The following is a 23,095-nucleotide window of genomic DNA, read 5'->3' as shown; positions in this document are numbered from 1 at the left end:
CATGATATCTTGTATACGGATATGAAACATGGCTTTTCTTTAAAATCAGTCATATCTCTTTTTCCTAGCTTGATTAGCTGGTTTATCTCGGTTTTGCTTTTTCTTTTTTTTCTGCCGGTATGGGGTATGTACAGCCTAGTTTGTTTTTATCTCCCGTTTGTTGTTTCTTTCTATAAACCTTTTAAATATTCTGGTATTGTGCTTGCTGTATTAACTGTTTCTTTCTTTGAGATGCTTAGATTTACACACTATTCCGGCTATATGTTTTTTACAGAGATGCTCAGGATCATAGAATTATCTACTCTTGGCGGAGGTGTGGTTTTTGAGATTTTGCGCAGACATAAAAAAGAGCTTAGAGAGCTTAGAAAAGAGTTTGGTTTTACTATTGATACTGCAGATGAGGGATTTTTTAGGTATCTTCCCCATAAAGATGTTTTTATAATGAGTAAGCGTTTTTGTGCTCTCTTTGATATAGGGGTGGAGCCGGATGTTGCTTATCCTTCTTCTGTACTTTTTGAGAATTTGCATCCGGATGATGTTGAGCTTGCAAAAGATACTCTTAGGAATATATCCGATTCTCCCGTAGGAAAACGCTTTTCCATAGATGTCAGAGTGGAGAACAGAGATAAGAAATTGCGTTATGTGCGTTTATATGGTCTTTCTTATATGGCGGAGAATGGAAGCTGGCATCCTGTTGTTGTTGGATTTATGGAAGATATCAGTCATGAGAAGGAGCTGGAAAATCAGGTTGATATACTCATACATAAGAATAAGATAACAGGTCTTGATTCTGTAGAATCTTTTTACGAAAAGTTAGGTAAAAAAATTACGTCTAATAATACTGCCAGATTTTCTCTTTTGGTTGTGAGTCCTGTAAATATAGATGAGATTACAGATCTGTACGGTCATCCAGTACGAAATGCACTTCTTAGAGAGATTGCGCTCAGGTTTGATGAGCTCAAGAGGGAGGAAGACCAGCTGTTTCATATAGATGATACTAAGTTCCTCTTTGTGATAAACGGTTCTCCCAGCCAGACGGAGATAGCGGTATTTGCACAGCGTGTCATGGATAGTTTTTCCAGGCCGTTTATCGTACAAAATGCTCCGGTATATATTATAGCAGCCGTGGGAGTATCCATATATCCTGATGACGCTACGGAGATTGCAAAACTGCTTCAGCATGCCGAGACAGCATTGCATCAGGCTGTTAAAAATAAAAGTGGGTTTTGCTTTTATTCTGATGATATACACGAAGAATCCACAAGAAAGATGCGCAGGTTGAGAGATATCCGCAAGGCTTTACGGGATAGAGAGTTTGAGCTTTATTATCAGCCTCTTGTCAATGCTTATGGCATGATAACCGGTGCAGAGGCTCTCATAAGGTGGAATCATCCTGAAGAAGGTTTACTGCCTCCTTCGTCCTTTATAGATATTGCAGAGGATACGGGTGCTATATTGCCTATAGGACAATGGGTAATACAGGAAGCCTGCTCCGCATGGAGAAGATGGCAGGATAAGGGCTTGCCGCCTCTTACCATGTCTATAAATTTGTCTCCCCAGCAGCTTAAGGATAATGGTCTTCTTACTGTCCTTATGGATAGTATACACAATAATGGAGTGAATCCGGAATATATCAGCTTGGAGATAACAGAGCGTTCTTTTCTGGAAAATGCGGGTCAGGACGCTTTTTTTAGAGAAGTGGAAAACATAGGTGTCGGGATATCTCTAGATGATTTTGGTACCGGGTATTCTACTTTTCAGTATATCAAAGAATATCCCGTGAAGTCTGTCAAGATAAATCGCTCTTTTGTAACAGGGCTTCCTCACAAGGGAGAAGACCTTGCAATAATACATGCCATACTTACATTGGCAGAGGGGCTTGGTCTTACTGTTATTGCAGAAGGCGTTGAGACGGAGCAGCAGATATTTATGTTAAAACAGTTTAATTGTCATATTTTTCAGGGCTTTTATTATTCTAGACCGCTTCCCGAGAAGGATTTTATCTCACTTGTAAAAAGCTCAAAGTAAATTATCATATTTTTCATAGTAATCCACTACTTTTTCTATGTAGCTGTCCATTGGAAACGGACTGCTGTATAGAGGTGTCTGCCTACCGCGTTCTTCTCCGCTGCTAAGGTTGCTTGTATCCAGTATCTCCTGCGGTATGTCTTCTATTTTCCTAGACTTTATAAAAGAGAAGATATCCGAGACCTTTTTTACTGCTGTTTCATAAAGCTCCATAACTGATGAGGTATATTTTTTTTCTTTGCAAAAAGGGCTGTACCATATGGAATGCTCCAAGTTGAGCACATCAAAGTCTGGAGAAAAAGGCGGGTGCAAAAGGCTTACAGAGCGTTTTTTTGTCTCTCTGGTAGGTCTCTTTGCAAGATACGGAGAAAGCTTTTCTTTTATTGATGGATGAATATCCCTGTAGAAAGCCATAGTATCCGCATATGCATTGGCTACCCTGAGAGAAACCTTCTTATCACGCCTTACCTCCCTGTAAGCCTGTTTAAAAGAGTATACAAGCAGTTTTTTGAGCCACAATGGTATGGTATCCCCTATAGAGCAGAGTGCATACATATCGTAGTCAGACACATTCTCCCCTCTCAGACTCTCCAGAAGTATTCTGTCCATAATACGCTCTAGCATACTATGCCAGCGTATATAACGCCTTGTAGCATCGCTTTTGCTGGAGAACCAGCCGGAGCGATATATAACATAAGGATGGAAGATCCTGTCTACCACTGAGTGACTAAGCCAGCCTGCAACGTACATAAGCTCTTCCGATTGTACTTTGCTTTCTGCCGTTCTACGGAGCATTGCCTCGCTTATAAGTCCGTAATCCCTCCTGTGAGCAAGGCTCCCCATAGATATCCCAGAAGGCATCGTGCGTCTATTATGGAAAAAAATGTCCGGCCCCTGAGCTCCCAGAGTAAGCGCCCTTAGCTGAGGTGAGTCCGATATCTCTTTTTTGTCTCCAATAGGTCCAAAAACCCTTCCATAAGCATCCCAGACTATGAGTGCATGAGTTATGTGAGAAGGCATTCCTAAAACTAGCAGATAAGATAAAAACTTCCAATACCGAACGGCAGAACCGCGTCATGCATAGAAGAGCATGGGGGAGTTCCGCGGTTCTGCCTGCCTGCGGCAGATAAAAAGCATAGCAGTATTCTCCGCTCAAATTCCTTTTGCCAAAGGCAGCGCAGGACGCGTTAGCGTCTCTGTGCGTTCGGTTTTATTGGAAAAGAGATTCTATTGTCTCCTTATATTTTTCCAGAATTACGTGACGCTTAATCTCCTGTTTTGCGGACAGTTCCTCGCCAACGCTAAGGTTGTCAGGTAGAATTGCTACACGGTATATCCGTTCAAAGCTTTTGAAACCGTTGTGATGGCTTATCTCTGCAGATATAAATTCCATGAGAGTCTGTTCCAGAACAGGGTTTCTGTAGATATTGTCGTCAAAGTCCTGGGAATTGAGCTCACACCATGTTTTGAGGCTTTCTGTATCTATAAAGAGTAGGGCAGCAAGAAATTTCTTGTCCTGTCCCACTACAACGGCATTGGAGACAAGTGGATGCTCCTTGAGCTTGGTTTCTATAGGTGCTGGCTCTATATTCTCGCCTCCACGCAGAACGATAGTGTCCTTTGCCCTGCCTGTTATCTTAAGCTCGTTATCCCATGTCAACATGCCTATGTCGCCAGTATTTAGCCAGCCCTGATCATCCAAAACAGCTTTTGTTGCCTGGGGGTTTTTGTAATAACCAAGCATAATTTGAGGACCACGCGCAAAGATTATGCCCTGCTGTCCCGGTTTTAAGACGTTTCCATCCTTATCCCTGATTTGTATCTCCGTCCCGGGAAATACAGGGCCTATTGTGCCAGGTACCGGATGACTTTGTTTTCTTACGCCCAAAACAGGAGCTGCCTCTGTCAGCCCGTAGCCTTCTAAAACCTTTATCCCAACCGCATCAAAAAAGGAATCCACATCCGGTGGGAGCGCACCTCCTCCCGATATACCTGCAACAAAACGGCCTCCAAGCTTATCATGCAGCTTTTTAAATACGATTAGTTTTGCAAGGCTATAAAACGGAAAAAGAATTATAAAAGGAACTATCCCTGCTGCAAAATCCAGAATGCGTGGACGCTTTTTAAATCGTGGAAACTCGCCTTTTACAAGGTGTCTTGATACGGCAAATGCCTTACCTATTGCAAGTGCTCCGTTAAATATAGCTCTGGTTACAGATGGTCCTTTTTCTATATTGCTTAACACGCCTCTTTTTACGCTTTCCCATATCCTCGGCACTGAGGCAAGCCATGTAGGCTTTAACTCAGCCATGTCTGCAAGCATTATTCTTCCTATTGGCTTGGAATAGGCAATTGCGGATGCAGTTCCCAGTGCAACGTACTGCATAACACGCTCAAAGGAGTGCCATACAGGCAGAACACTAAGCCATATGTCTCCGGGCCCCACATTTATGAGCAAAGGAACACCTTTTACCTGATGTAGGAAATTTCCGTGAGACAGCATTACCCCCTTGGGTTCTCCTGTTGTTCCGCTTGTAAATATTATTGTTGCAAGATGGTTACTTTCTATCTTGTCAATTTCTTTTATCAGTTTTTCTCTATCCTCACGAGAAGCCTTTTTCCCCTCCTCCATAAGGTCATAGAAATTTATTATCGTAACGGACGAAGGGGGAGAAAAATCCTCATCCCAATCGAAAAGTATTGCGATTTTAAGATATTTAGAGCCGTTTCCTGCAAGAGCTTTTTTTAATTGTGTGGAATTTTCAAAGAAACCAGTCTTGCATTCTGTTTTTGTGAGTATATATTCCAGCTCTTGTTGTGTAACATCACAGCCTCTAGGAACATCCGCAGCACCAGCTGCCATTGTACCCAGGTCTGCAATAAGCCATTCTCTTCGGTTTTCGGAGATTAGTGCTATTGGTTCATTTTCTTCACCCGATCCTATGGCCCTAAGTCCTAATGCACAAGTTATGGCATCATCCCACAACTGCGGGTACATTATAGGCTTAAACTTTCCTTCTTTATCCTTAACATACTGAGCAGGCATATTGGGATATGTTTGCATTATGTTTTTTAACATAAGCAACAGATTTTTCATTTGCTTCTCCTTAAAAATATCAAAAACCTCTAACTATATATTGTATTACCAATACTGTGTAAAAGCAAGCAAATAGTGGGCAATTGCGTACAATCTGATTACAGGCTACAATATAGACGGAGGAATTAATGGAACTAAAAGGCTATCAGAGAAGCTATCTTGCAAAACTTGCCCATGATCTAAAACCTGTTGTTTTCCTTGGTAAGGCCGGTGCCACTCCTGCGGTTTTAAAAGAGATAGAGGATGCGCTTGAGAGAGAGGAACTTATAAAGATAAGGTTTGTTGCCAACAAAGAGGATAAAAGGTATATATGTAGGAAAATAACAGAGACTCTTGGAGCCTACGAGGTATCAGTTATAGGTAACGTAGCAATATTATACAGACAGGCAAGTGAGCCTGATAACAGACATATAACAATACCAAGCCGGTAGACTTCTTCTCATCCTGTTGACAAGGAATTACGATGTCCGTATCAATAGACAGTATGCCGGGAGAAAAACCTCACGTTGTAATAAAAGAAGGTGCTATATCCCATATTAAAGAATATCTTGCCAATACACATGGTGCAGAAAGAATTCTTTTATGCCACAGCAAAACACTGTTTTTAAAAAACGAGTATGCAAGGTCTTTTCTGTCTGATATAAACTCTTTACTTACTTGTGAGACTTATATGGTAACAGGAGAGCCTTCTCCTTTTATGGTAGAGAATGCTGCCTCTATTATAAAAAAAACAGGTTGTCAGGCTGTTGTAGGAATAGGCGGCGGAAGTGTCATGGACCTTGCCAAGGCAGCAAGTGCTGCTTTTTTTATGGAGCATCCTGTAAAAGAATATCTTGAGGGGATAGGCAGCCTAAAGCCAGATGGCAGAAGACTGCCTCTTGTTCTGGTACCTTCTACGGCAGGCACGGGAAGCGAGGCAACTCATAATGCCGTTCTTTCGGAGCCAGGAGAATATGGATATAAAAAATCTCTAAGGCATCCAGACTATGCTGCGGACCTTGCCGTCATAGACCCATTGCTTTTTATCTCTGTTCCGCGACATACTGCGTTTTTTTCTGGGATGGATGCCATAAGCCAGCTGGTGGAGGCATATCTATCTACAGCCTCCGATTCTGTCTCAGAAGAATATTCTGTACGTGGTCTTGAGTTGGCTGGTCAGGCCTTTGAGCATATAATTACAGGTACTTCCAATATCAGTATCTGGACAAAGATGGCAGAAGCTGCTTATTATTCCGGGCTTGCTCTTAGCCGAGCAGGACTGGGGCTTGTCCATGGACTTGCAGGACCTGTAGGCGCAAGGTTGCCAATACCTCATGGAGAAGCCTGTGCTAGGCTTATAATGCCTGTTTTATACCGTACTATTAAAAAGTCTGAGAAAAACAAGGATTTCATCATACTAGACAAGCTAAAAAAAATAACCTCTCTTTTATCCTGTGGCTATAGGTCTTCTCCAGATGAACTTATAAAGATATTGGATGCTTTTTTTGACAAGGCACAGGTTACATTTTCGCCTATAAGAATAAAAACAGACGATATAGATTATATACTCAATATATATTCCCATAAGAATCACCCCTGTACTTTTACATCTCAAGAAGTAAGAGAAATTCTCAAAGAAGGTCTTTGTTGATATGATTTTTATAGTCTCACCCAGCCCAACGATACAAAGAACCATGTTTTTCTCATCTTTTAAAACCGGAAAGGTCAATAGAGCTATATCAGTATTTACCCATGCCTCCGGAAAAGGTCTCAATGTTGCAAGAACACTTAAGGCCCTTAGAAAAGAATCCACTGTTCTTACTCATGCTGGAGGAAGCTTCAAGAACATATTCTTAAATCTTGCAAAGAACGAAGGACTTTCTCTCAATATTGTCCCTTCCTCAGCAGAAGTAAGAATATGTACCACAATTGTGGAGGACGGAAGAACTACGGAGCTGGTGGAAGAAGCGGAGAAGGTCTCTTTTGATACGGAAAAAAAGCTTATAAAAAAAGGGCTTGCCATATTAAAAAAATCAGAACTGCTTATTATTTCCGGAAAACCTGCCAAGGGATATTCTGAGAATGTTTATAAAGACCTTTTTAAAGCTGCAAAGAATAAAAACATACCTGTGATTGTGGATACCAGAGGCCCTTATCTTGAGCCACTTTTAAAAGAAGGCGGTTTTTTACTCAAAATAAACAAAGATGAGTTTATAGAAACCTTCTTCCCTGAAAACAACAAAGTATCAGAGACCATTATAGCAGAAAAAATAACAGAACTATATAAACACAACAAAATAATCTCAGTGATAACGGATGGAAAAAACGATGTTATGTTTTTTTCTCCAGATATAGGAATAAAAAGGCTATCTCCTCCGCTAGTAACCAGTATAAATACAACAGGTTGTGGAGACGCTTTTACTGCTGCTCTATCTTCTGCCTTACAAAATAGAAAAGATATGGAAACTGTCTGCAACTTTGCTGTCTCTATTGCTTCTCGTGCTGCATCATCTATGATACCGGGAGGACTCCCGTAAGATTATCTTGACGGGAATGTGCTGTTTATGCGTATAAAAACCTGCGTAGCCATTTTTATAATATTATTGCAGCTTTCTTTTCTCTTTGCAGAACCTTCTCTGAGTGCTCGCTCTGCAATTCTCATAGATTCGGATACAAAAACCATACTTTTTGAAAAAAATACCTCTGATATTCTTCCTGCGGCAAGCATAACAAAACTTGTTACAGCCTATATTGTACTCGATTTGCTAGATAGGGGAGAGATTTCGGAAGGTAGTGTTACTGTTCCAGAAAAACTTGCAGAAATACCATTTCCTCCAGATGCTTCTCTTGCACACCTTACTCCCGGAGAAAAGATACAGCTTGACGAGCTCCTCAGCCTTCTTCTTGTGTATTCTGCCAATGATGCAGCTTATGCTTTGGCACTCATAATAGATGACTCCATAGACGCTTTTGCAGATAGAATGAACGCTTTGGTTAGCTCTATGGGCTATGCTGATATGCACTTTGCAGAACCCTCTGGACTCTCTGTCCAAAACCGCATCTCCGCGCGTTCCATGGCTTTTTTTGCAGCGGATTATATAAAACGATTTAGATATGCACTTGCAAGATATCACTCCATCCCATATGTGGAATATCGAGGCAGATTGTTCTACAACAGAAACAAGCTGCTTGCAAGCTACCTAGGAATGGACGGTCTAAAAACAGGATATATAGAAGAATCCGGTTTTAATCTGGTTGCAACAGCCGAAAGAAAAGGACTGCGGCTTATTTCTGTTGTTCTTGGCATTTTTGCTCCCACCTACTGGGACGGACTGGAAGAACGCGACAAACAGAGCGCACAGCTTCTGGATTGGGGCTTTTCCAGCTATATACGCGTTGAAAAAAGCACAATCGATATTAGACCACTAAGAATATGGGGAGGAGAAATCACAACCATAACCCCTATTCTCAGCCGCCCCCTGACAGCCACCATAAAAAAAGACAAACTCTCCTCGCTCCGCTTGGAAGCCGATATAGAAAAAACCTATTTTGCCCCGATGCAAAACGGCCACATACTAGGCACGGCAAGACTTACAGATGGCGAGCGTACACTTGACAGCTGCCCAATAATATCCCCTGTCAGTGTAGAGCGCGGCAGCATATGGAGAATCATAGCAGATTTTTTTATCAGACTCTGGTGGCAGCTTACAGGCAAGTTGGACTAATCTTGCTTTTAACAATAATCAATTTATAAAATAGGCATTTGTACCGAACGTGTCTGACTGCAGGATGCAGTCAGACACTGCCTTAGGCAAAAAAGGCATTATTTATACCATGCCGCAGGCAGGAGTACCTGCGCCTTTACCATGCATGGAGCAGGTACGACATTCGGTATATTTTATGTTATAAAACAAACTTGTTATATAGCAAAAAATATTGTATCCTATGGCAGGAGGATTTATGGGAATAAGACATCGTTGGGATGGTATACTTATAAAAGATCTCCCTGGCTTTAGAAAGATAAATCCTTATGTTATGAAAGGACGCAATGAGTCTGCTGTATATTATCCGGATGAGATAGAGCTGGACAAGACTCTGGCATATATCCGTGATTATAATCGCAGAAGAAAACCAGGGCAAAAAGTTATAAGTCTTTTCCACGTGATTCTTGCTGCAGCTGTAAGGACCATAGCTTTTCGACCTCAGGCAAATCGCTTTGTTTCTGGTAGGCTTATCTACCAGCGCAGAGCAATCGAGATATCTTTTGTAGTAAAGAAGGACCTCACAGAGGAGGGGCAGGAGAGTACAACCAAGATAGCCTTTAGTCCCTTTGATACTATTGCAGATGTCGCTGAGAAGCTTCATGCTAGCGTAAAGGCTGCACGCGATAAGTCTGGCAATGATACGGATAAAGAGATGGACCTCGTGACCAGTTTCCCGCGCTTTATTGTCAACACCATAGTGAGAGTTTTTCGTTTTCTGGATTATTTTGGCATTGCGCCAAAATCCATGATTGAGACTGACCCGCTTTACACCAGCCTGTTCCTTGCCAACCTCTCCAGTCTTGGTTTGGATGCTCCCTTCCATCATCTTTATGAGTGGGGCACGGCCTCTGTATTCTTTGTCATGGGCAAAATGAAGAAAAAAAAGGTTACCGCAGAAGATGGTAATGTAGTAGAAAAGACCATAATGGAGGCCAAGTTTACAGTTGATGACAGGGTTTCTGAGGGAATCTACTGGGCAAATACGATTAATATGTTTAAAGACTTTTTATCAGACCCGTCAGCACTGGAAGAAAAGCCAGACATACCAGAAGAAATACTCAAAGAACACATGTACGACAAATGGCCTAAAGAAAAAAAATAAAATACATAAACCGAACGGCGCAGCCTTGCTGCGCCTGTCTTTGGCAAAATGAGATTTATTGTTATAGTTTTACTTGATTCTATTTTTGCAAACACTTTCCTTGGCGATGCGTGAGTAAATTTATTGTGGACATTGCTTCCATAAACCTTATACCGTGCATGTGGAATAAGTATAAGTTTTTAACTATAATAGAAAGTTGTTGTAATCAATTTTGCTGTTTACGGAAACATATTCTTATGGTAGTATTTACCCGGAGGGCTTTATGAAAAAGATTTTTTATGTTTTTTTGCTTGTTTTTATGGTTTTTCTTGTAGCGTCCTGTGTTGGAGTGGGCAGTACGGAGGAAAAGGCTCCTCCTTCTGATGCGCTTTATAAAGATATTTCTGCTTCTCCTGAGGATAGAGCTAGAGATCTTTTGCAGTATATGAGCTTAGAGGAAAAGATTGGCCAGATGGCCATGGTAGACAGACAGTTTCTTGCATCAGAGGCAGATATTGCAGAGTATAAACTAGGTGCTCTTCTCAGTGGAGGAGGCTCGGCTCCCTACAGAAATACAGTGGAGGCATGGAGGAGCATGGTTGAGGGCTATCAGAAGAAGGCTCTTTCCACAAGGCTGGGAATTCCTCTCCTCTATGGGATAGATGCTGTACACGGGCATAATAATGTCTACGGTGCCACCATTTTCCCCCATAATATAGGACTTGGTGCTACGCGTGATGCTGAGCTTGTAGAACGCATAGAGCGTGCCACTGCTCTTGAGGTTGCTGCAACAGGAATCCACTGGACCTTTGCTCCCTGTGTGACTGTTCCACAGGATGAGAGGTGGGGAAGAACTTACGAAGGCTTTTCCGAGGACCCCGCAGTTGTAGCAGAGCTTGGTGCTGCAGCTATTCGCGGTTTTCAGGGGGGCTCAGATATTTCTTCTCTAGGCAGACCGGATACTATTCTTGCCACTGCCAAGCATTTTGTTGCAGATGGAGGTACGGAGGGTGGTGTTGACCGTGGTGATGCCAAGATTACAGAGGAAGAACTCCAAAATATTCATCTCGTACCCTATGTAGATGCCGTAAAAAATAGTGTTGCAACTATTATGGTAAGCTTTTCTAGTATCAACGGAGTCAAGATGCATTCTAACAAGCATCTTATAATGGATGTGCTGCGAGCCAAGCTTGGTTTTGACGGACTCCTTGTTTCCGACTGGGCTGCCCATACGGAGCTTAAGGGCTCGCTTGCCCAGCAGCTTGAGACTGTTATCAATGCTGGGCTTGATATGATTATGATTCCTGATAGCTACAAGGACTTTTATTCTACCATGCTCAAGCTTGTTGAAGAAAAGAAGATTCCTATGAGCAGGATTGATGATGCTGTTTATCATATTCTTCTTACCAAGTTTAGACTGGGGCTTTTTGATAATCCCTTTGTCGTGTCTGCTCCTGCTGATGTAGTAGGTTCTGCTGAGCATAGGGCTATTGCCAGAGAGGCTGTGCGTAAGTCTCTTGTTGTGTTAAAGAACGATAAGTCTGTCCTGCCTCTCAAGAGGGGGGCTAAGATTGCTGTTATAGGGTCCAAAGCCAATGATATTGGCATTCAGTGTGGCGGCTGGACAATAAGCTGGCAGGGAAAGAGCGGTAATATTACCAAGGGTACTACTATTCTGGAGGGCTTGCGTGAGGTTGCAGGCGATTCTACGGAGATAGTTTATCATAAGAATCTTTCTCCTTCTGATGAGATTGATGCAGATGTTGCTGTTGTTGTTGTAGGTGAAAATCCCTATGCCGAGATGAAAGGAGATAATAGGTCTCTTAAGCTTTCTGCTACGGATGTGCGCCTTGTCAAAACTGCTGCAGAAAAAAATATTCCTGTAGCTTTGATAATTTTGTCGGGGCGGCCTATATTGATTAATGAAGTTCTGGATTATGCTGATGCTGTTGTTGCGGCATGGCTTCCTGGAACAGAAGGTGCTGGTGTTGCTGATGTTTTAATGGGTGATTTTAAGCCTGTTGGCAAGCTTCCTTTTGCATGGCCACGTTCTGTATCGGATTTACCTCTTAAGATAGAAGATGAGGGAAAGGCTCTTTTCCCTTATAATTATGGTCTTACTTTTTAAGTAAGGTCGCCTCCCCAAAAGCAGGCCGGCTGTCAGCCGGCCTTTTTTATATTCTGTGCCTACTACATGTTATACCGAAAATTATCTACTGCTATTCTGATACAAGGGAGGTGTCTTATTATGCGACAGTTTCTTGTTGTGTTGTTTTTCTTTGTGGGCTTTTGTTTGCTCAGGATGTCAGGGAGACAGAAGAGCTCATCGCTATGCACGACAGCTGCTTTGCCAATCCGGGGAAAACTTCTCTGCCAGAATTATAAAATCGGGAAGGGCTGTGGATGCGTATGAGGTAGGAAATCTTTGTGATGGGGATTCTGAGACTACTTGGGGTGAGAGTGTTACAGGGGATGGTATAGGAGAATATGTATATTGTTTTGTGGATTCTGATATTCCTCCTTATGACAGTATAAAGTTTCTATGGTATAAGCTTTCTATTATTGTGAAAAACGGCTTTTGCATAAGTCAAATAATGGGTTAAAGTTGACTGAGATTAGGCTCTACGATATACCTTTTGCCTTGGAGAATGATTATTTCTATCGTTCCGTAGAGCCTGTACTTGATTTTTTCAGGTCATTGAGCTTGAGGGTAGTATAAAAAGTCAGAGGATTGAACTTATTGTAAGGCTTTATTCAAGGTACAGGAGGCTAGACAGTGTTTTTCTATTTTTTGTGGCTAGGTTTATGATTTTGGATGTGTATCCGGGTGCCAGATATAAGGATACGTGTATCAGTGAGTTGAGTGTTGCTGGGGGGGGGGAGGCTTGAGCCTGTGGAATAGTTTTTCTTGTATTTTGCTTGTAAGGGGTTGTGCCGCAGGCAGGAGGGACTGCGCTCTTATACCGAACGCGCAGCCTGCAGATGCATTTTGCGCTGCCTCCGGTAAGGAAATTCTGTAAGGGGGAGCAGTCCCGACGTTCGGTATAAATTATTTTTTGTTTTTGCTTTTATTGTTGTTTGTTTTGTATTAGAATTTTTTTATGAGTTACAGGGTTGTCGATATTATTGCAAAAAAAAGGGATGGGGGCGGGTTGTCTCCGGACGAGATTGAGTTTCTTGTGTCGTCCTATGCCAAGGGAGAGGTTCCGGATTATCAGATGTCTGCTTTTCTCATGGCTGTCTTCTTTAGGGGAATGGCAGATGAGGAGCTTGCTGTTTTTACGCGTGCTATGATGGAGTCTGGCAGGGTTCTTGATTTTTCTCATCTGGGTAATGCGCTTGTGGATAAGCATTCTACGGGTGGGGTTGGCGATAAGGTGTCGCTTGTGCTTGCGCCTGCTGTTGCTGCATGTGGGGCTTTTGTGCCTATGATGAGCGGGAGGGCTCTGGGACATACGGGGGGAACGCTTGATAAGCTTGAGTCCATTGAGGGATACAGGACGGCGCTTTCTGTGTCAGAGGTGGAGCGGGTTTTGAGAGAGTGTGGTTTTGTTATGTTTGGTCAGTCCGAGGATATGGTTCCTGCGGATAAGAGAATGTATGCTCTCAGGGATGTTACTGCGACTGTGGAGTCTGTCCCCCTGATTACTGCGAGTATTGTGTCCAAAAAGTGTGCCGAGGGGGCAAGGGGGCTTGTTTTTGATGTTAAGGCTGGTGGTGGTGCTTTTATGACTTCTGTGGATGATGCTAGAAGGCTCGCTTCCTCCCTTGTTGCAGGGGTACGAGGTCTGGGCCGCAGGGGTGTGGCTGTTGTTTCTGATATGAGTCAGCCTCTTGGTAGGTTGGTTGGTAATTGGTTGGAGGTAGAGGAGTCAGTTATGGTTCTGCGTGGCGCAGGGCCTCAGGATGTGCGAGAGCTTGTTTGTGTGCTGGGTGGTTGGATGCTTGTCCTTGCAGGTCTGGCGGGGGATGCGGATGAGGGGGCTTCTATGCTTGCTGCTTCTCTTGATGATGGTTCTGCTTATGATAGGTTTTGCCGTAATGTAGAACTCCAGGGTGGTGATGTCTCGTGGGTGGAGGAGCGTATGGGGCGTTATAGGGCAGAAGTCTGTCGGGAGTTTAGGGCTGAGCATGATGGTGTGGTTGTAAGTGTTGATGCAAGGGCTGTAGGGATGGCTGGGGTTGCGTTGGGGGTGGGAAGAAGTCGTGTGGAGGATAGTGTTTTGCCGGATGTTGGGGTGGAGTGTGTGAGAAAGAGAGGGGAGCGTGTTTCTACAGGTGATGTCGTTATGCGGGTATGGGGGAGGTCTGAGGAAGTTTTAGATGAGGTTACGGATAAATTGCGTTCTGCTGTAGTTGTGGATACAGAAGATGGAGATAATGTTACAAGTTATGATAGCTCTTCCATTGTTATTGAGGTTATAGGGGCGGATAAGGCTTAGTGTCCAATATAAAGTATTGAGTTTTGTTTTCTCTTTGTGTAGTTTATTGGAGGAATAATATTTATTTCTATTTTGGGGAATTATTTCTGTTTGCACGGAGTTTTTATGCGTTGGGAAAAGAAGGATATTGATAAGTCTCTTGTTTCTGATATATCAAAAAAATATGGTTTGGATCTTTTAACTTCTGCTATCTTGGTGAGAAGGGGGATTATTTCTCCATCTGATCTTAAGTTTTTTGTGGATTCCGATTTGTTTTCTTTGCATAATCCTTTTCTATTTGAGGATATGGTTGAAGCTGTAGAGAGGGTTATTGCTGCTCGAGATGAGGGAGAAAAGATTCTTGTTTTTGGAGATAGAGATGCTGATGGTATTTCTTCTACTGTAATTCTTGTGGAGTTTCTGCAGAGCATGGGGTATGAGGTAGAATGGCAGCTTCCTATGGGAGATGAGCAGTATGGTTTGTCTCTGGATGCTGTTGAGCAGCATGCTGCCAGTGGTGGCTCTCTTATAATTACTGTGGACTGCGGTATTTCCAATCATGATGAGATAGCCAGAGCTTCTGAGCTTGGTATAGATGTTATTGTCTTAGATCATCATATTCCAAGAGATGTTTTGCCTCCTGCTTATGCGATAATAAATCCCAAGGTGGAAGGTTCTGGGTATCCTTTTAGGGATCTCGCAGGTTGTGCTGTTGCTCTCAAGTTTATATGGGCTCTCAAAATAGGGTTTTCTGATTTCTTTAATAGAGAAGTTTGTCTCTTAAATATAAGGCCCGGTAATGATGTGATGATTGTAGAGGTGATAAAGGCTGAGAATTTTATTGTCACTGAGAGGCTTATAGAGCATGTCGTTCCGGGGCTGCTTTCTCTTGATAAAACAAGGACTTATGAGTTATTGGCTGGTTCACCGATTTATGTTTTTGATATTGCTTTGCAAAAAAGGCTTTTTGCTGCTACTTTTGGGACTTCTGTAGAGCTTTCTGCAATGGATATTTCGGATTCTGTTTATAAGGCTTTTCCCAATCTGTCAGGATATACACTGTTAAGAATAAGAGAATTTTTCAAGAGAAATATTTTTGACAATAAAAGACGCGAAGAAATAGATGTATTGTTTATGTTATTCTTGCGTATTTTTCTTGATGTGTCAGGGGTTTTTTCTGTTATAAACAAGGCTCTAGATATGACAACCATGGGTACATTATCCGATCTCATGCCTCTTAACGATGAGAATAGAATTATTGTGAAGAAAGGGCTCAATCTTATTTCTTCTACCGAAAGGGTAGGGCTCAAAGCTCTTCTTGCAAAGCAGGGGCTTTATGGCAAGAGTTTGTCTACCAGGGATATCCTATGGCGTGTCTCTCCTATTATAAATGCGTCCGGTAGAATGGGGCAGCCGGATAAGGCTGTCAGACTTTTTTTGAGTGATTCTCCCAAAGAAGCGGAGTTGATTGTTGAAGAGCTAATTTCTCTCAATAACGAACGCAAAAAAATAGGTGATTCTGCATGGAATAGTATCCAGGAGTATGCACGTAACAGTTTTGATGAATTTAAAGGAAAGTTTGTGCTTGTTTATGATGATTCTGTACAACGAGGAATAACTGGTATTTTGGCTTCCAGGCTTTCCAAGCAGTTTAATGTTCCTGCCGGGATTGTAGCACCTTTGGATGAGGACAGGCTGGTTGGATCTCTAAGAAGTCCCGATGGTGTTGCAATTCTTGATGTATTGACAGCTTGCGAAGACTTGCTTATGGAGTATGGCGGACATGATTTTGCAGCAGGATTTTCTGTTCATCCTTCAAAGCTTGATTCTTTGATAGATAGACTTAAGGTGCTGGTTGCAGAGCTAGATACAACAGGAGCGGAGGATTCTGTAATAGATGTTGATGCTGAAATTCCTGAAAAATGGATGACTCCCAATTTGATAAAAGTTGTGGATTTTTTTGAGCCTTACGGAGAGGGTAATAGTCCTATTCATTTTATGTATAGGAATGCAAGAATAGAAGATATTAGATTTGTAGGTAAAGAGAGCAATCATCTGCAACTGCAGCTTTTTATGGGGAATTCTCTGTGGCCTGCTGTTTTTTGGAATGCTTCCGATAGGGTAAATAGAGATTTTTCTGCCAAAGATAGGGTGGATGTTCTTTTTACTCTGGGAAGAAATTTTTATAATAGCAGAGAAAGTTTACAGCTTGTTCTTCTGGATATAAAAAAATGTTAAGGTTTTGCAGATTCTTTTTTATTTTTACGTTTTTTTTTATTTTGTTTTCTATAGCTGCGGATATTAGAGCTAATGTTCCTCTTGCTATAGTAGAGGCTACTCCTTTTCCTGTTCTTCTGTATGCAGAAGACAATTTTCCCGGTTCTTTTTTTGTTTCTATTATGTATAAAAATGAGAAAATAGTTTCTTCACCGATGTTTCTTTTTCCTGATTCTGCTTATACTTACTATGCTTTTCTTGCTGTTCCATACGGATATGAGATTGCAGATAAAGATTTGTCCATCATTTTCTCTGCAGATTCCAAAATTCTTATAGAAAAAACAGTGCCTTTTTTTACACAGACTTATCGTTCTGAGACTATTGAGCTTGACAGAACTTTAACTAGCATACGTGAGGATACTTCTAAAAGACGCCAATATGAGTCTCGGATGTTGTATGAGCTTATTGTGTCGTTTGAGGATTATCATGGTGGACTTTTTGATACATGGTTTATGCCTGTAGGGTCCGGTAGATTTTCTTCTTATTTCGGTGATATACGAGAATTTGTCTATAGTGATGGAGAAAAAGCCTATTCTCGGCATAGTGGTATAGATATAGCCAGCGAGAAAGGTACCCCTGTTATACTGCCTGTTTATGGTAGAGTTATGATGGCAGAGAATAGAATAGTGACAGGAAATACAGTTGTTGTGTGTCATGCTCCTGGTGTATATTCTCTTTATTACCATCTGGATAAAATATTTGTCAAAAAAGAGGAAGAGATTGTTTCTGGTACTGTTATAGGCACGGTTGGTACAACAGGGCTTTCTACCGGTCCACACCTACACTGGGAAGTCAGAGTTGCCGGTGTGCCGGTTAGTCCTTTTTCTCTTATAGGTTGCAGCCTTCTTGACATTATAAAAAAAGTGATTAAAATAAAACAAAATTAAAGAGAGGGGAGGTGATTACTATCATCCACGTTCCTGTAGACAATAATGAACCACTGGAAAAGGCCTTAAAGAGATTTAAGCGTTTTGTTGAGAAAGAGGGTGTCATCAGAGAATGGAAGAAGAGAGAATTCTATGTTAAACCTTCTAAGATAAAGAACGAGAAGAAAAAGGCCATGGAGCGTAAGCTTCAGAAAAAAATCAGGAAACTTCAGGAAAAAGAATCTTCCAGAAGATAAATAGAGGCGCCAACGGCGCCTTTTTTATTTTTGCAGGCTGCTATTTATTATTTCTATGGCTTTTTTATGCAAAATTTTGTTAGTAGCTACAATTGTACTTTTTGCCAATGGTAGAGTGTTTCCTGAGTAATCTGTACACATACCACCTGCTTCTTGTACTATTAGTTCGCCTGCTTTAAAGTCCCATGCATTAAGAATAGGTTCCCAGAAAATATCTGCTCTTCCTGCTGCAATTTGACATAGGTCCAAAGCTGCCGAACCTGTTCTTCTCAAACCAAGTATACCTTCTTGAAAAAAGGCTTTTACAACATCCAGATTTTTTAGTACCGCCTTACTTTGTGTCTGATAAAATCCTGTAATAATGAGGCTGTCTTTTATTCTTTTTGTATCCGATACTTGTATCCTTGTTTCATTGAGATAAGCTCCTTTTCCTCTTTCCGCATAAAAGAGCTCACCACATACTGTATTATATACTACTCCTAAGATTGTAACATTGTTTTGCAGCAATGCTATGGAAACTCCGTAGTATGGGAAGTCTCTGGAATAATTGTTGGTGCCATCAAGTGGATCTATCACCCAGGTAAACTCAGATTTTTTCTCAGGATAGCTATTTTCTTCTCCTATGATATTATGATTGGGAAAATATTTTTCTATTATATTGGTTATTGTTTTTTCCGATTCTATATCTGCTGTTGTGACTCTATCTCTATGAGATGTTTTTGTCCCTACTGTAAAACCTTCTTTTCTATAATAGTTATGTATTTTTTCCGCTTCTTTTGCGCACTCTATTGCTATTTCCAGATAATTCATAAACTCCTCTTTTGTAATGATTGCAAATTATATAAGAGTATCTGAGAAACTTTATTTAAATGTCAATATTTTATATCTTTTTTTTTATCTGACAATATGTAAAAATATAATCATGAAATTAAAAAATAAAATATTATTATTTTTCTGGTTTGTCGGCTTTGTTGTTTCATGTTCTGGTTCTCCTCCAGGAATTTTAAAAGTTGATATGAGTTTGTTGTATACTTTAGAGCCTTTAAAAGGATATCAAAAGAGTTCTATTTTATTTTCAGTGGCTGTTGATGACAAAGATGGAATAGGTGATATAGAAAAAATAATAATATCTTCCGATGACAATGGGCTTTATTGGGAAATAAAAGGGGATACATGGAAAAATATACAGCATGAGGGGATGCAGTGGATAAGTTTCAATATCCTGCCTCCATATGGTATTAGCATTCCTGCAGGAAAATATAAAATAATCGTAAGAGATTATGCCGGAAGAGAGGATGAGACAAGCTATACTATAAAGGAGCATCCTCGTTTGTTTAAAAAGACTGCTTTTCCTTCCATAAAGTTATCAGACCTAAATATCCAGTCTCTCTCCGATAAGGCAATAATGATTCTTGGCTATTCTACGGAGGGCAGAATGATAGTTTCTAGGACTTTGGATCCAGGAGGTTCCCTAGCCAAGGATAGTTTTGATACTAATATAGCTTATATTTTTGCTGTATACGAGGGAGAGGACTACAGGCTTATGACGGGTCCTTATTACTTATTTTGATTTGTAAAAAATTTCTTTATTGCCAAAAATGGGCTAAGGATTGTCTTAAAAAATTTTTTTAAAGGTTTATTCCCGGATGAGCCATGTTCTCTCGCAAACTTGGTTACAGCATCCTTTAAATCATAGTTTTGCCCGTACTGTCTCTTAAGATCATCCCAGTGTCTCACACTCCATATATAAAGGTCTCCCTCTGTCCTATCAGGAAACATATCCAATATGTCTTCTTCTCTTATTATATCTATAATTGGTTTGTATACATTTTTGTACCATGATATTAGTGCTTCTTCAAAGGGAATTTCATAATCCTTGTCCATATTTATATAATACTTATGCACAAGTATGTGTTCATATAATTCGTCATATCTACCAGGGGTACTAAAATATATGTCCACATCTGGTAATATTTCTTTGAGTCTTGTTTTTTTCTTAAAGTCTTTGTATTCGTATTCTATAACCTTTTTTATTATGTCATTTATTGTCATGTCAGGTGTGATTTCTATGTGAGAGTTAAGACTTGTTACCTCTGCATCTATGAATTTTGCATCTCTTGATTTTGCAACGGATATTCTATGATTGCCATCTCTGACAAAATATACTCCTCCTACTTCATATAGCTTTACCGGAGGAAGCTCTTTATATTTGAGATGAGCGGAATCTATACTTTCCCAACGGTTTCTGGTTATAGAGTGTTTTGGTAAGAATTTTTTGTTAAAATCCAGATATCTGCCTTCGCTGCCAACTATTTTGTCTATTTCAACTGTCTTTATTCCAAGATATTTTTCTCCTCGGGGTTTTATTATTTCTTTTACATCATCTAGAGAAAGGAGTTCTGTTGCTTGAGGATTAAATATTCCTGTTATCCTATCTATAAACTCCTGCATTCTTGCTTTTTCAAAATCTCTCTTTGCTCTTTCTCGTATAAAATCATTCATATTGTGATCTATACCTCCAGGAGATAATGTTTAAATACATTTATTATTTTTGTATTATAATACTGTGAAATTCTTGTTTCCAGAGAGTTATATAAGTGTACGTGTCCGTGCAGAAGATATGAGGGCTTAAAAGTTTTTATAAACCATAGAAAGGCTTTAAATCCTCTGTGACAGATATCTTGTTTATCATTTATCCCATAAGGTGGCGAATGAGTTAAGAGTATATCTAGATATCTGCCGTATCTTATCTTATTGTATAATAGTCTTGGAATCATTTTTATCAATTTCACGTATATTTGAAAGTCTGTAAATTGATTTTGGCCGTTATTGTATTTATATGAGCCGCCTATTCCTGCTATTATTATATCTTTATATCTTGTAATTTTGCCATCAATATAAGTAGAACCGAATTTATGAGGAGATATGTCCACAGTATTAAATGGAGTAGCTCTTATTTTGTTTGTAAACATGGACAGATATTTTAGGTTATGATTTCCAAATACAAAAAAGAGTGGTTTATTAAAGGTACTGGCAATAAACCCCAGATATTCCATGGGAAGATCACCGGCACTTAAAATGAAGTCTATATCCGGAAAATGCTCTTTTGCTCTGGGGCTGTATACAAGTGGGTCAACTTCATCGGAAACACAAAGTATTTTCATCCTTTAAATTCTCCAGTATTCATGTCTATTTTTTTTAATATCTGTCTCAGTTTTTCCATATCGTAGAGATATATGGGGCGAGTCTCTGCAAATTGCTTTGCCAGATTGGATATAGGAGAACTAGTTATTATTATACCTGCCATAATGTTTTGCTGTCTGAGAGATTCGTACAGATTTCTTGCAGCTGATTCATCCAGTATTTCTGTTTTTCTGAGTATTCTTATCAGTTTGGGTATGCTCTTGGTATTTCTCCAGTCTTTGTTTGCTTCTATTGCGATTATCTCCGCTCCATCAGGAATGGATTTTATACTGCTTATGGAAAGGTTTAAAGCTGTTATTATGCCTTTGCATATTTCCATAAAAAGTTCGTCACTGCATGTAAGAAAATCTTTTATTCTGTCATCCTGCCGGATATCCTGATATTGTGATAATCTTTCTGCCACATCTTGAAACTTTGGATTTATCTCGTATATTTCCTCCCATTGTGTTATTGCTTCTTCCATACGTCTTAGTTTCTCATAACATATGGAGAGGAAGTACTTAGAGTAAAGAAATTCCGGGGATGTGTTTTCTTTCGATAGTTTTATTGCTCGTTCTAGTTCCAAGCTTGCGGTATCATAATCTCCCATACTCATATAACATGCTCCGCGCTCTACGAGAGATCGAATCTTGTACTCGGGGTCTCTTAGAGATTTTTCCAGAGCTATAAGAGCGGTTCTATAATCTTTATTTTCTTTTGCTATTCTTCCAATATAATAATAGGCCTTGAGATTGCTCTGATCTAGTTGTATTGCCTTCTCAAGATATTTTTTTGCCTCTTGTGTTTTTCTCATTCTGTATAGGCTTACGCCTATTTTATAGAATGCTCTTGAGTTCCTTGGATCTATATCTGCTGCTTTTTTGTAGTATATAAAGGCTTTATCTTGCTGATTTCTTTCTTCGAATAATTCTCCTGCATTTAGATAGTATAAAGAGTTGGAAGGAAACTTCTTTATAAGAAGCAAATACTCCTTTAAGGCTTCTTCGATCTGATTAAATTCTTTAAACAGCTTTGCTATGGTTTCTCGGAATTCTTTTTCCGGGCAATAATCTGTAAATATTCCTATAGAATTTACCAGTTTAAGCTCCATCAAAGCTAATTCTGGTCTATTGCTTTTTAAATATGCCATTCCCAGTATATAATGTGCTTCTGCATTTTTATGATTTTTCTCTATTATCTTTTTACATGCTTTTATAACCTGATTATATTTCTCCTGGTTGAGAAGATCTCTTATGGAGGCTATTCTTTTAGGTAGGAGTATGGTTCTGAGCATCAAAAAAATAAATACTCCGACTCCTATGCCGATTATAATAAAAGGAATTAACATGGACATAGGTCATTTATCCTTTATGCATATCTTTTTATTCTCTGCTTATAAAAGACTAACTTTTTTTGCTGATATTGTCAAACAAAGGTTTCTTTTTATATTTCTTATAATATTTACAGTTATGCCTCTGCATGCACAGGATGAATCTTTGTTTAAAAGAGGAGAAGATCTTTTTATGCAAAATAATCTTGAGCAGGCTTTACCTCTATTAGAATCATCTCTAGAGCAAGAAAAAGCTAATCCTAGGATCTATTTGTATCTTGGAGCAATATATCATAAGCTGGGTCTTTATAAAAAGGCTGTTGATATTTATAAAAAAGGCATTGATAATACGGATGGATATGATGCGGTGTTCTTTTTTAATCTTGGGAACGTTTATGTATCCATGGGGACGCCTGATACCGCAGAGCTTATGTATAGCGAGGCGGTTGGGCTTAAGACAACTTATTCCAACCCTTATCTCAACAGAGCAAATATGAGAGTAAAACTTGGTAAATATCAGGATGCCATAGATGATTATACCATGTATCTGCGTCTTGAGCCGGATACATCACAACGCGCAAATATAGAAAAAATGATATCTCTTCTCAGCCAAAAAATTATAGAAGAGCAGAGACAGAAAGAAGAGGAAGAAAGGAGAAGGAAGGAAGAAGAGGCAAGACAGAAGGCTCTCCTTGATTCTGTACTTAAGTCTCTTGATTCTGCTGCAGAAGAGACTCAGGATATTGACGCAGGGACAGAGGGAGTACAGGATTACTCCGAAGAACTTGAGCTTGCGGATTAGGAGGACTGAT

At 40.2% G+C, this 23,095-nt stretch carries 20 protein-coding genes; 14 read left to right on the top strand and 6 right to left on the bottom strand.

Going from position 1 to position 23,095, the window contains the following annotated elements:
* Positions 1-21 precede the first annotated feature (21 nt).
* Complete coding sequence (locus WKV44_05640) at positions 22-2,028, top strand: bifunctional diguanylate cyclase/phosphodiesterase (GenBank protein ID MEM5948018.1); 2,007 nt, start codon at positions 22-24, stop codon at positions 2,026-2,028.
* On the opposite strand, the gene WKV44_05635 is transcribed toward WKV44_05640, so the two are convergent.
* On the bottom strand, positions 2,020-3,048 hold the full coding sequence (locus WKV44_05635) for a hypothetical protein (GenBank protein MEM5948017.1): 1,029 nt from the start codon (positions 3,046-3,048) through the stop codon (positions 2,020-2,022). The genes WKV44_05640 and WKV44_05635 overlap by 9 nt on opposite strands.
* Before the next feature lie 190 nt (positions 3,049-3,238).
* Positions 3,239-5,125, bottom strand: coding sequence for a long-chain fatty acid--CoA ligase (locus tag WKV44_05630; protein MEM5948016.1), 1,887 nt, complete (start codon positions 5,123-5,125; stop codon positions 3,239-3,241).
* Between the two features lie 128 nt (positions 5,126-5,253).
* Here WKV44_05630 and WKV44_05625 point away from each other — a divergent pair, with 128 nt between their 5' ends.
* The 11 genes from WKV44_05625 to rpsU all read left to right on the top strand — a co-directional run bounded on the left by WKV44_05625 (position 5,254) and on the right by rpsU (position 17,770).
* Positions 5,254-5,556: a YhbY family RNA-binding protein gene (locus WKV44_05625; GenBank protein ID MEM5948015.1), complete on the top strand. Its 303-nt coding sequence runs from the start codon at positions 5,254-5,256 to the stop codon at positions 5,554-5,556.
* Between the two features lie 32 nt (positions 5,557-5,588).
* Positions 5,589-6,755 (top strand): iron-containing alcohol dehydrogenase, encoded by a 1,167-nt coding sequence (locus WKV44_05620; protein ID MEM5948014.1) that lies wholly within the window; start codon positions 5,589-5,591, stop codon positions 6,753-6,755.
* A gap of 1 nt (position 6,756) precedes the next feature.
* Complete coding sequence (locus WKV44_05615) at positions 6,757-7,641, top strand: PfkB family carbohydrate kinase (GenBank protein MEM5948013.1); 885 nt, start codon at positions 6,757-6,759, stop codon at positions 7,639-7,641.
* A gap of 27 nt (positions 7,642-7,668) precedes the next feature.
* Positions 7,669-8,829 carry a D-alanyl-D-alanine carboxypeptidase family protein gene (locus WKV44_05610; protein MEM5948012.1) on the top strand — a complete coding sequence of 387 codons (1,161 nt, stop codon included), beginning with the start codon at positions 7,669-7,671 and terminating at the stop codon, positions 8,827-8,829.
* A 235-nt stretch (positions 8,830-9,064) separates the two neighbouring features.
* Positions 9,065-9,970: a 2-oxo acid dehydrogenase subunit E2 gene (locus WKV44_05605; protein MEM5948011.1), complete on the top strand. Its 906-nt coding sequence runs from the start codon at positions 9,065-9,067 to the stop codon at positions 9,968-9,970.
* Positions 9,971-10,232: 262 nt separating this feature from the next.
* On the top strand, positions 10,233-12,077 hold the full coding sequence (locus tag WKV44_05600) for a glycoside hydrolase family 3 N-terminal domain-containing protein (GenBank protein ID MEM5948010.1): 1,845 nt from the start codon (positions 10,233-10,235) through the stop codon (positions 12,075-12,077).
* 151 nt (positions 12,078-12,228) lie between these two features.
* Positions 12,229-12,552: a hypothetical protein gene (locus tag WKV44_05595; GenBank protein ID MEM5948009.1), complete on the top strand. Its 324-nt coding sequence runs from the start codon at positions 12,229-12,231 to the stop codon at positions 12,550-12,552.
* 498 nt (positions 12,553-13,050) lie between these two features.
* Positions 13,051-14,391, top strand: a complete 1,341-nt coding sequence (locus tag WKV44_05590) for a thymidine phosphorylase (GenBank protein MEM5948008.1) — start codon at positions 13,051-13,053, stop codon at positions 14,389-14,391.
* A gap of 105 nt (positions 14,392-14,496) precedes the next feature.
* On the top strand, positions 14,497-16,608 hold the full coding sequence (gene recJ, locus WKV44_05585; GenBank protein ID MEM5948007.1) for a single-stranded-DNA-specific exonuclease RecJ: 2,112 nt from the start codon (positions 14,497-14,499) through the stop codon (positions 16,606-16,608).
* A gap of 41 nt (positions 16,609-16,649) precedes the next feature.
* Positions 16,650-17,534, top strand: coding sequence for a M23 family metallopeptidase (locus WKV44_05580; GenBank protein ID MEM5948006.1), 885 nt, complete (start codon positions 16,650-16,652; stop codon positions 17,532-17,534).
* A gap of 20 nt (positions 17,535-17,554) precedes the next feature.
* Positions 17,555-17,770: a 30S ribosomal protein S21 gene (rpsU, locus tag WKV44_05575; protein ID MEM5948005.1), complete on the top strand. Its 216-nt coding sequence runs from the start codon at positions 17,555-17,557 to the stop codon at positions 17,768-17,770.
* Positions 17,771-17,794: 24 nt separating this feature from the next.
* Here rpsU and WKV44_05570 read toward each other — a convergent pair whose 3' ends face one another.
* Complete coding sequence (locus tag WKV44_05570) at positions 17,795-18,580, bottom strand: inositol monophosphatase family protein (protein MEM5948004.1); 786 nt, start codon at positions 18,578-18,580, stop codon at positions 17,795-17,797.
* A 112-nt stretch (positions 18,581-18,692) separates the two neighbouring features.
* Between WKV44_05570 and WKV44_05565 the strand changes: the two genes are divergently transcribed.
* Positions 18,693-19,340 (top strand): hypothetical protein, encoded by a 648-nt coding sequence (locus tag WKV44_05565; protein ID MEM5948003.1) that lies wholly within the window; start codon positions 18,693-18,695, stop codon positions 19,338-19,340.
* Here WKV44_05565 and WKV44_05560 read toward each other — a convergent pair.
* Genes WKV44_05560 through WKV44_05550 form a run of 3 tightly spaced genes read right to left on the bottom strand, consistent with a single transcriptional unit; the run spans position 19,328 to position 22,307 of the window.
* A complete protein-coding gene (locus tag WKV44_05560; GenBank protein ID MEM5948002.1) occupies positions 19,328-20,272 on the bottom strand; it encodes a transcriptional regulator in 945 nt (314 codons plus the stop codon). The two genes, WKV44_05565 and WKV44_05560, sit on opposite strands and share 13 nt — an antisense overlap.
* A gap of 8 nt (positions 20,273-20,280) precedes the next feature.
* A complete protein-coding gene (locus WKV44_05555) occupies positions 20,281-20,934 on the bottom strand; it encodes a metallophosphoesterase (protein ID MEM5948001.1) in 654 nt (217 codons plus the stop codon).
* Complete coding sequence (locus WKV44_05550; GenBank protein MEM5948000.1) at positions 20,931-22,307, bottom strand: tetratricopeptide repeat protein; 1,377 nt, start codon at positions 22,305-22,307, stop codon at positions 20,931-20,933. The genes WKV44_05555 and WKV44_05550 overlap by 4 nt, the downstream gene beginning before the upstream one ends.
* Here WKV44_05550 and WKV44_05545 point away from each other — a divergent pair.
* Positions 22,300-23,085 (top strand): tetratricopeptide repeat protein, encoded by a 786-nt coding sequence (locus WKV44_05545; GenBank protein ID MEM5947999.1) that lies wholly within the window; start codon positions 22,300-22,302, stop codon positions 23,083-23,085. The two genes, WKV44_05550 and WKV44_05545, sit on opposite strands and share 8 nt — an antisense overlap.
* Positions 23,086-23,095 lie beyond the last annotated feature (10 nt).

The sequence above is a fragment of the Spirochaetia bacterium 38H-sp genome (assembly GCA_039023545.1).
In the GTDB taxonomy this organism is placed as follows: Bacteria; Spirochaetota; Spirochaetia; order Winmispirales; family Winmispiraceae; genus Rarispira; species Rarispira pelagica.
This window is presented reverse-complemented; position numbering and strand designations above follow the sequence as displayed.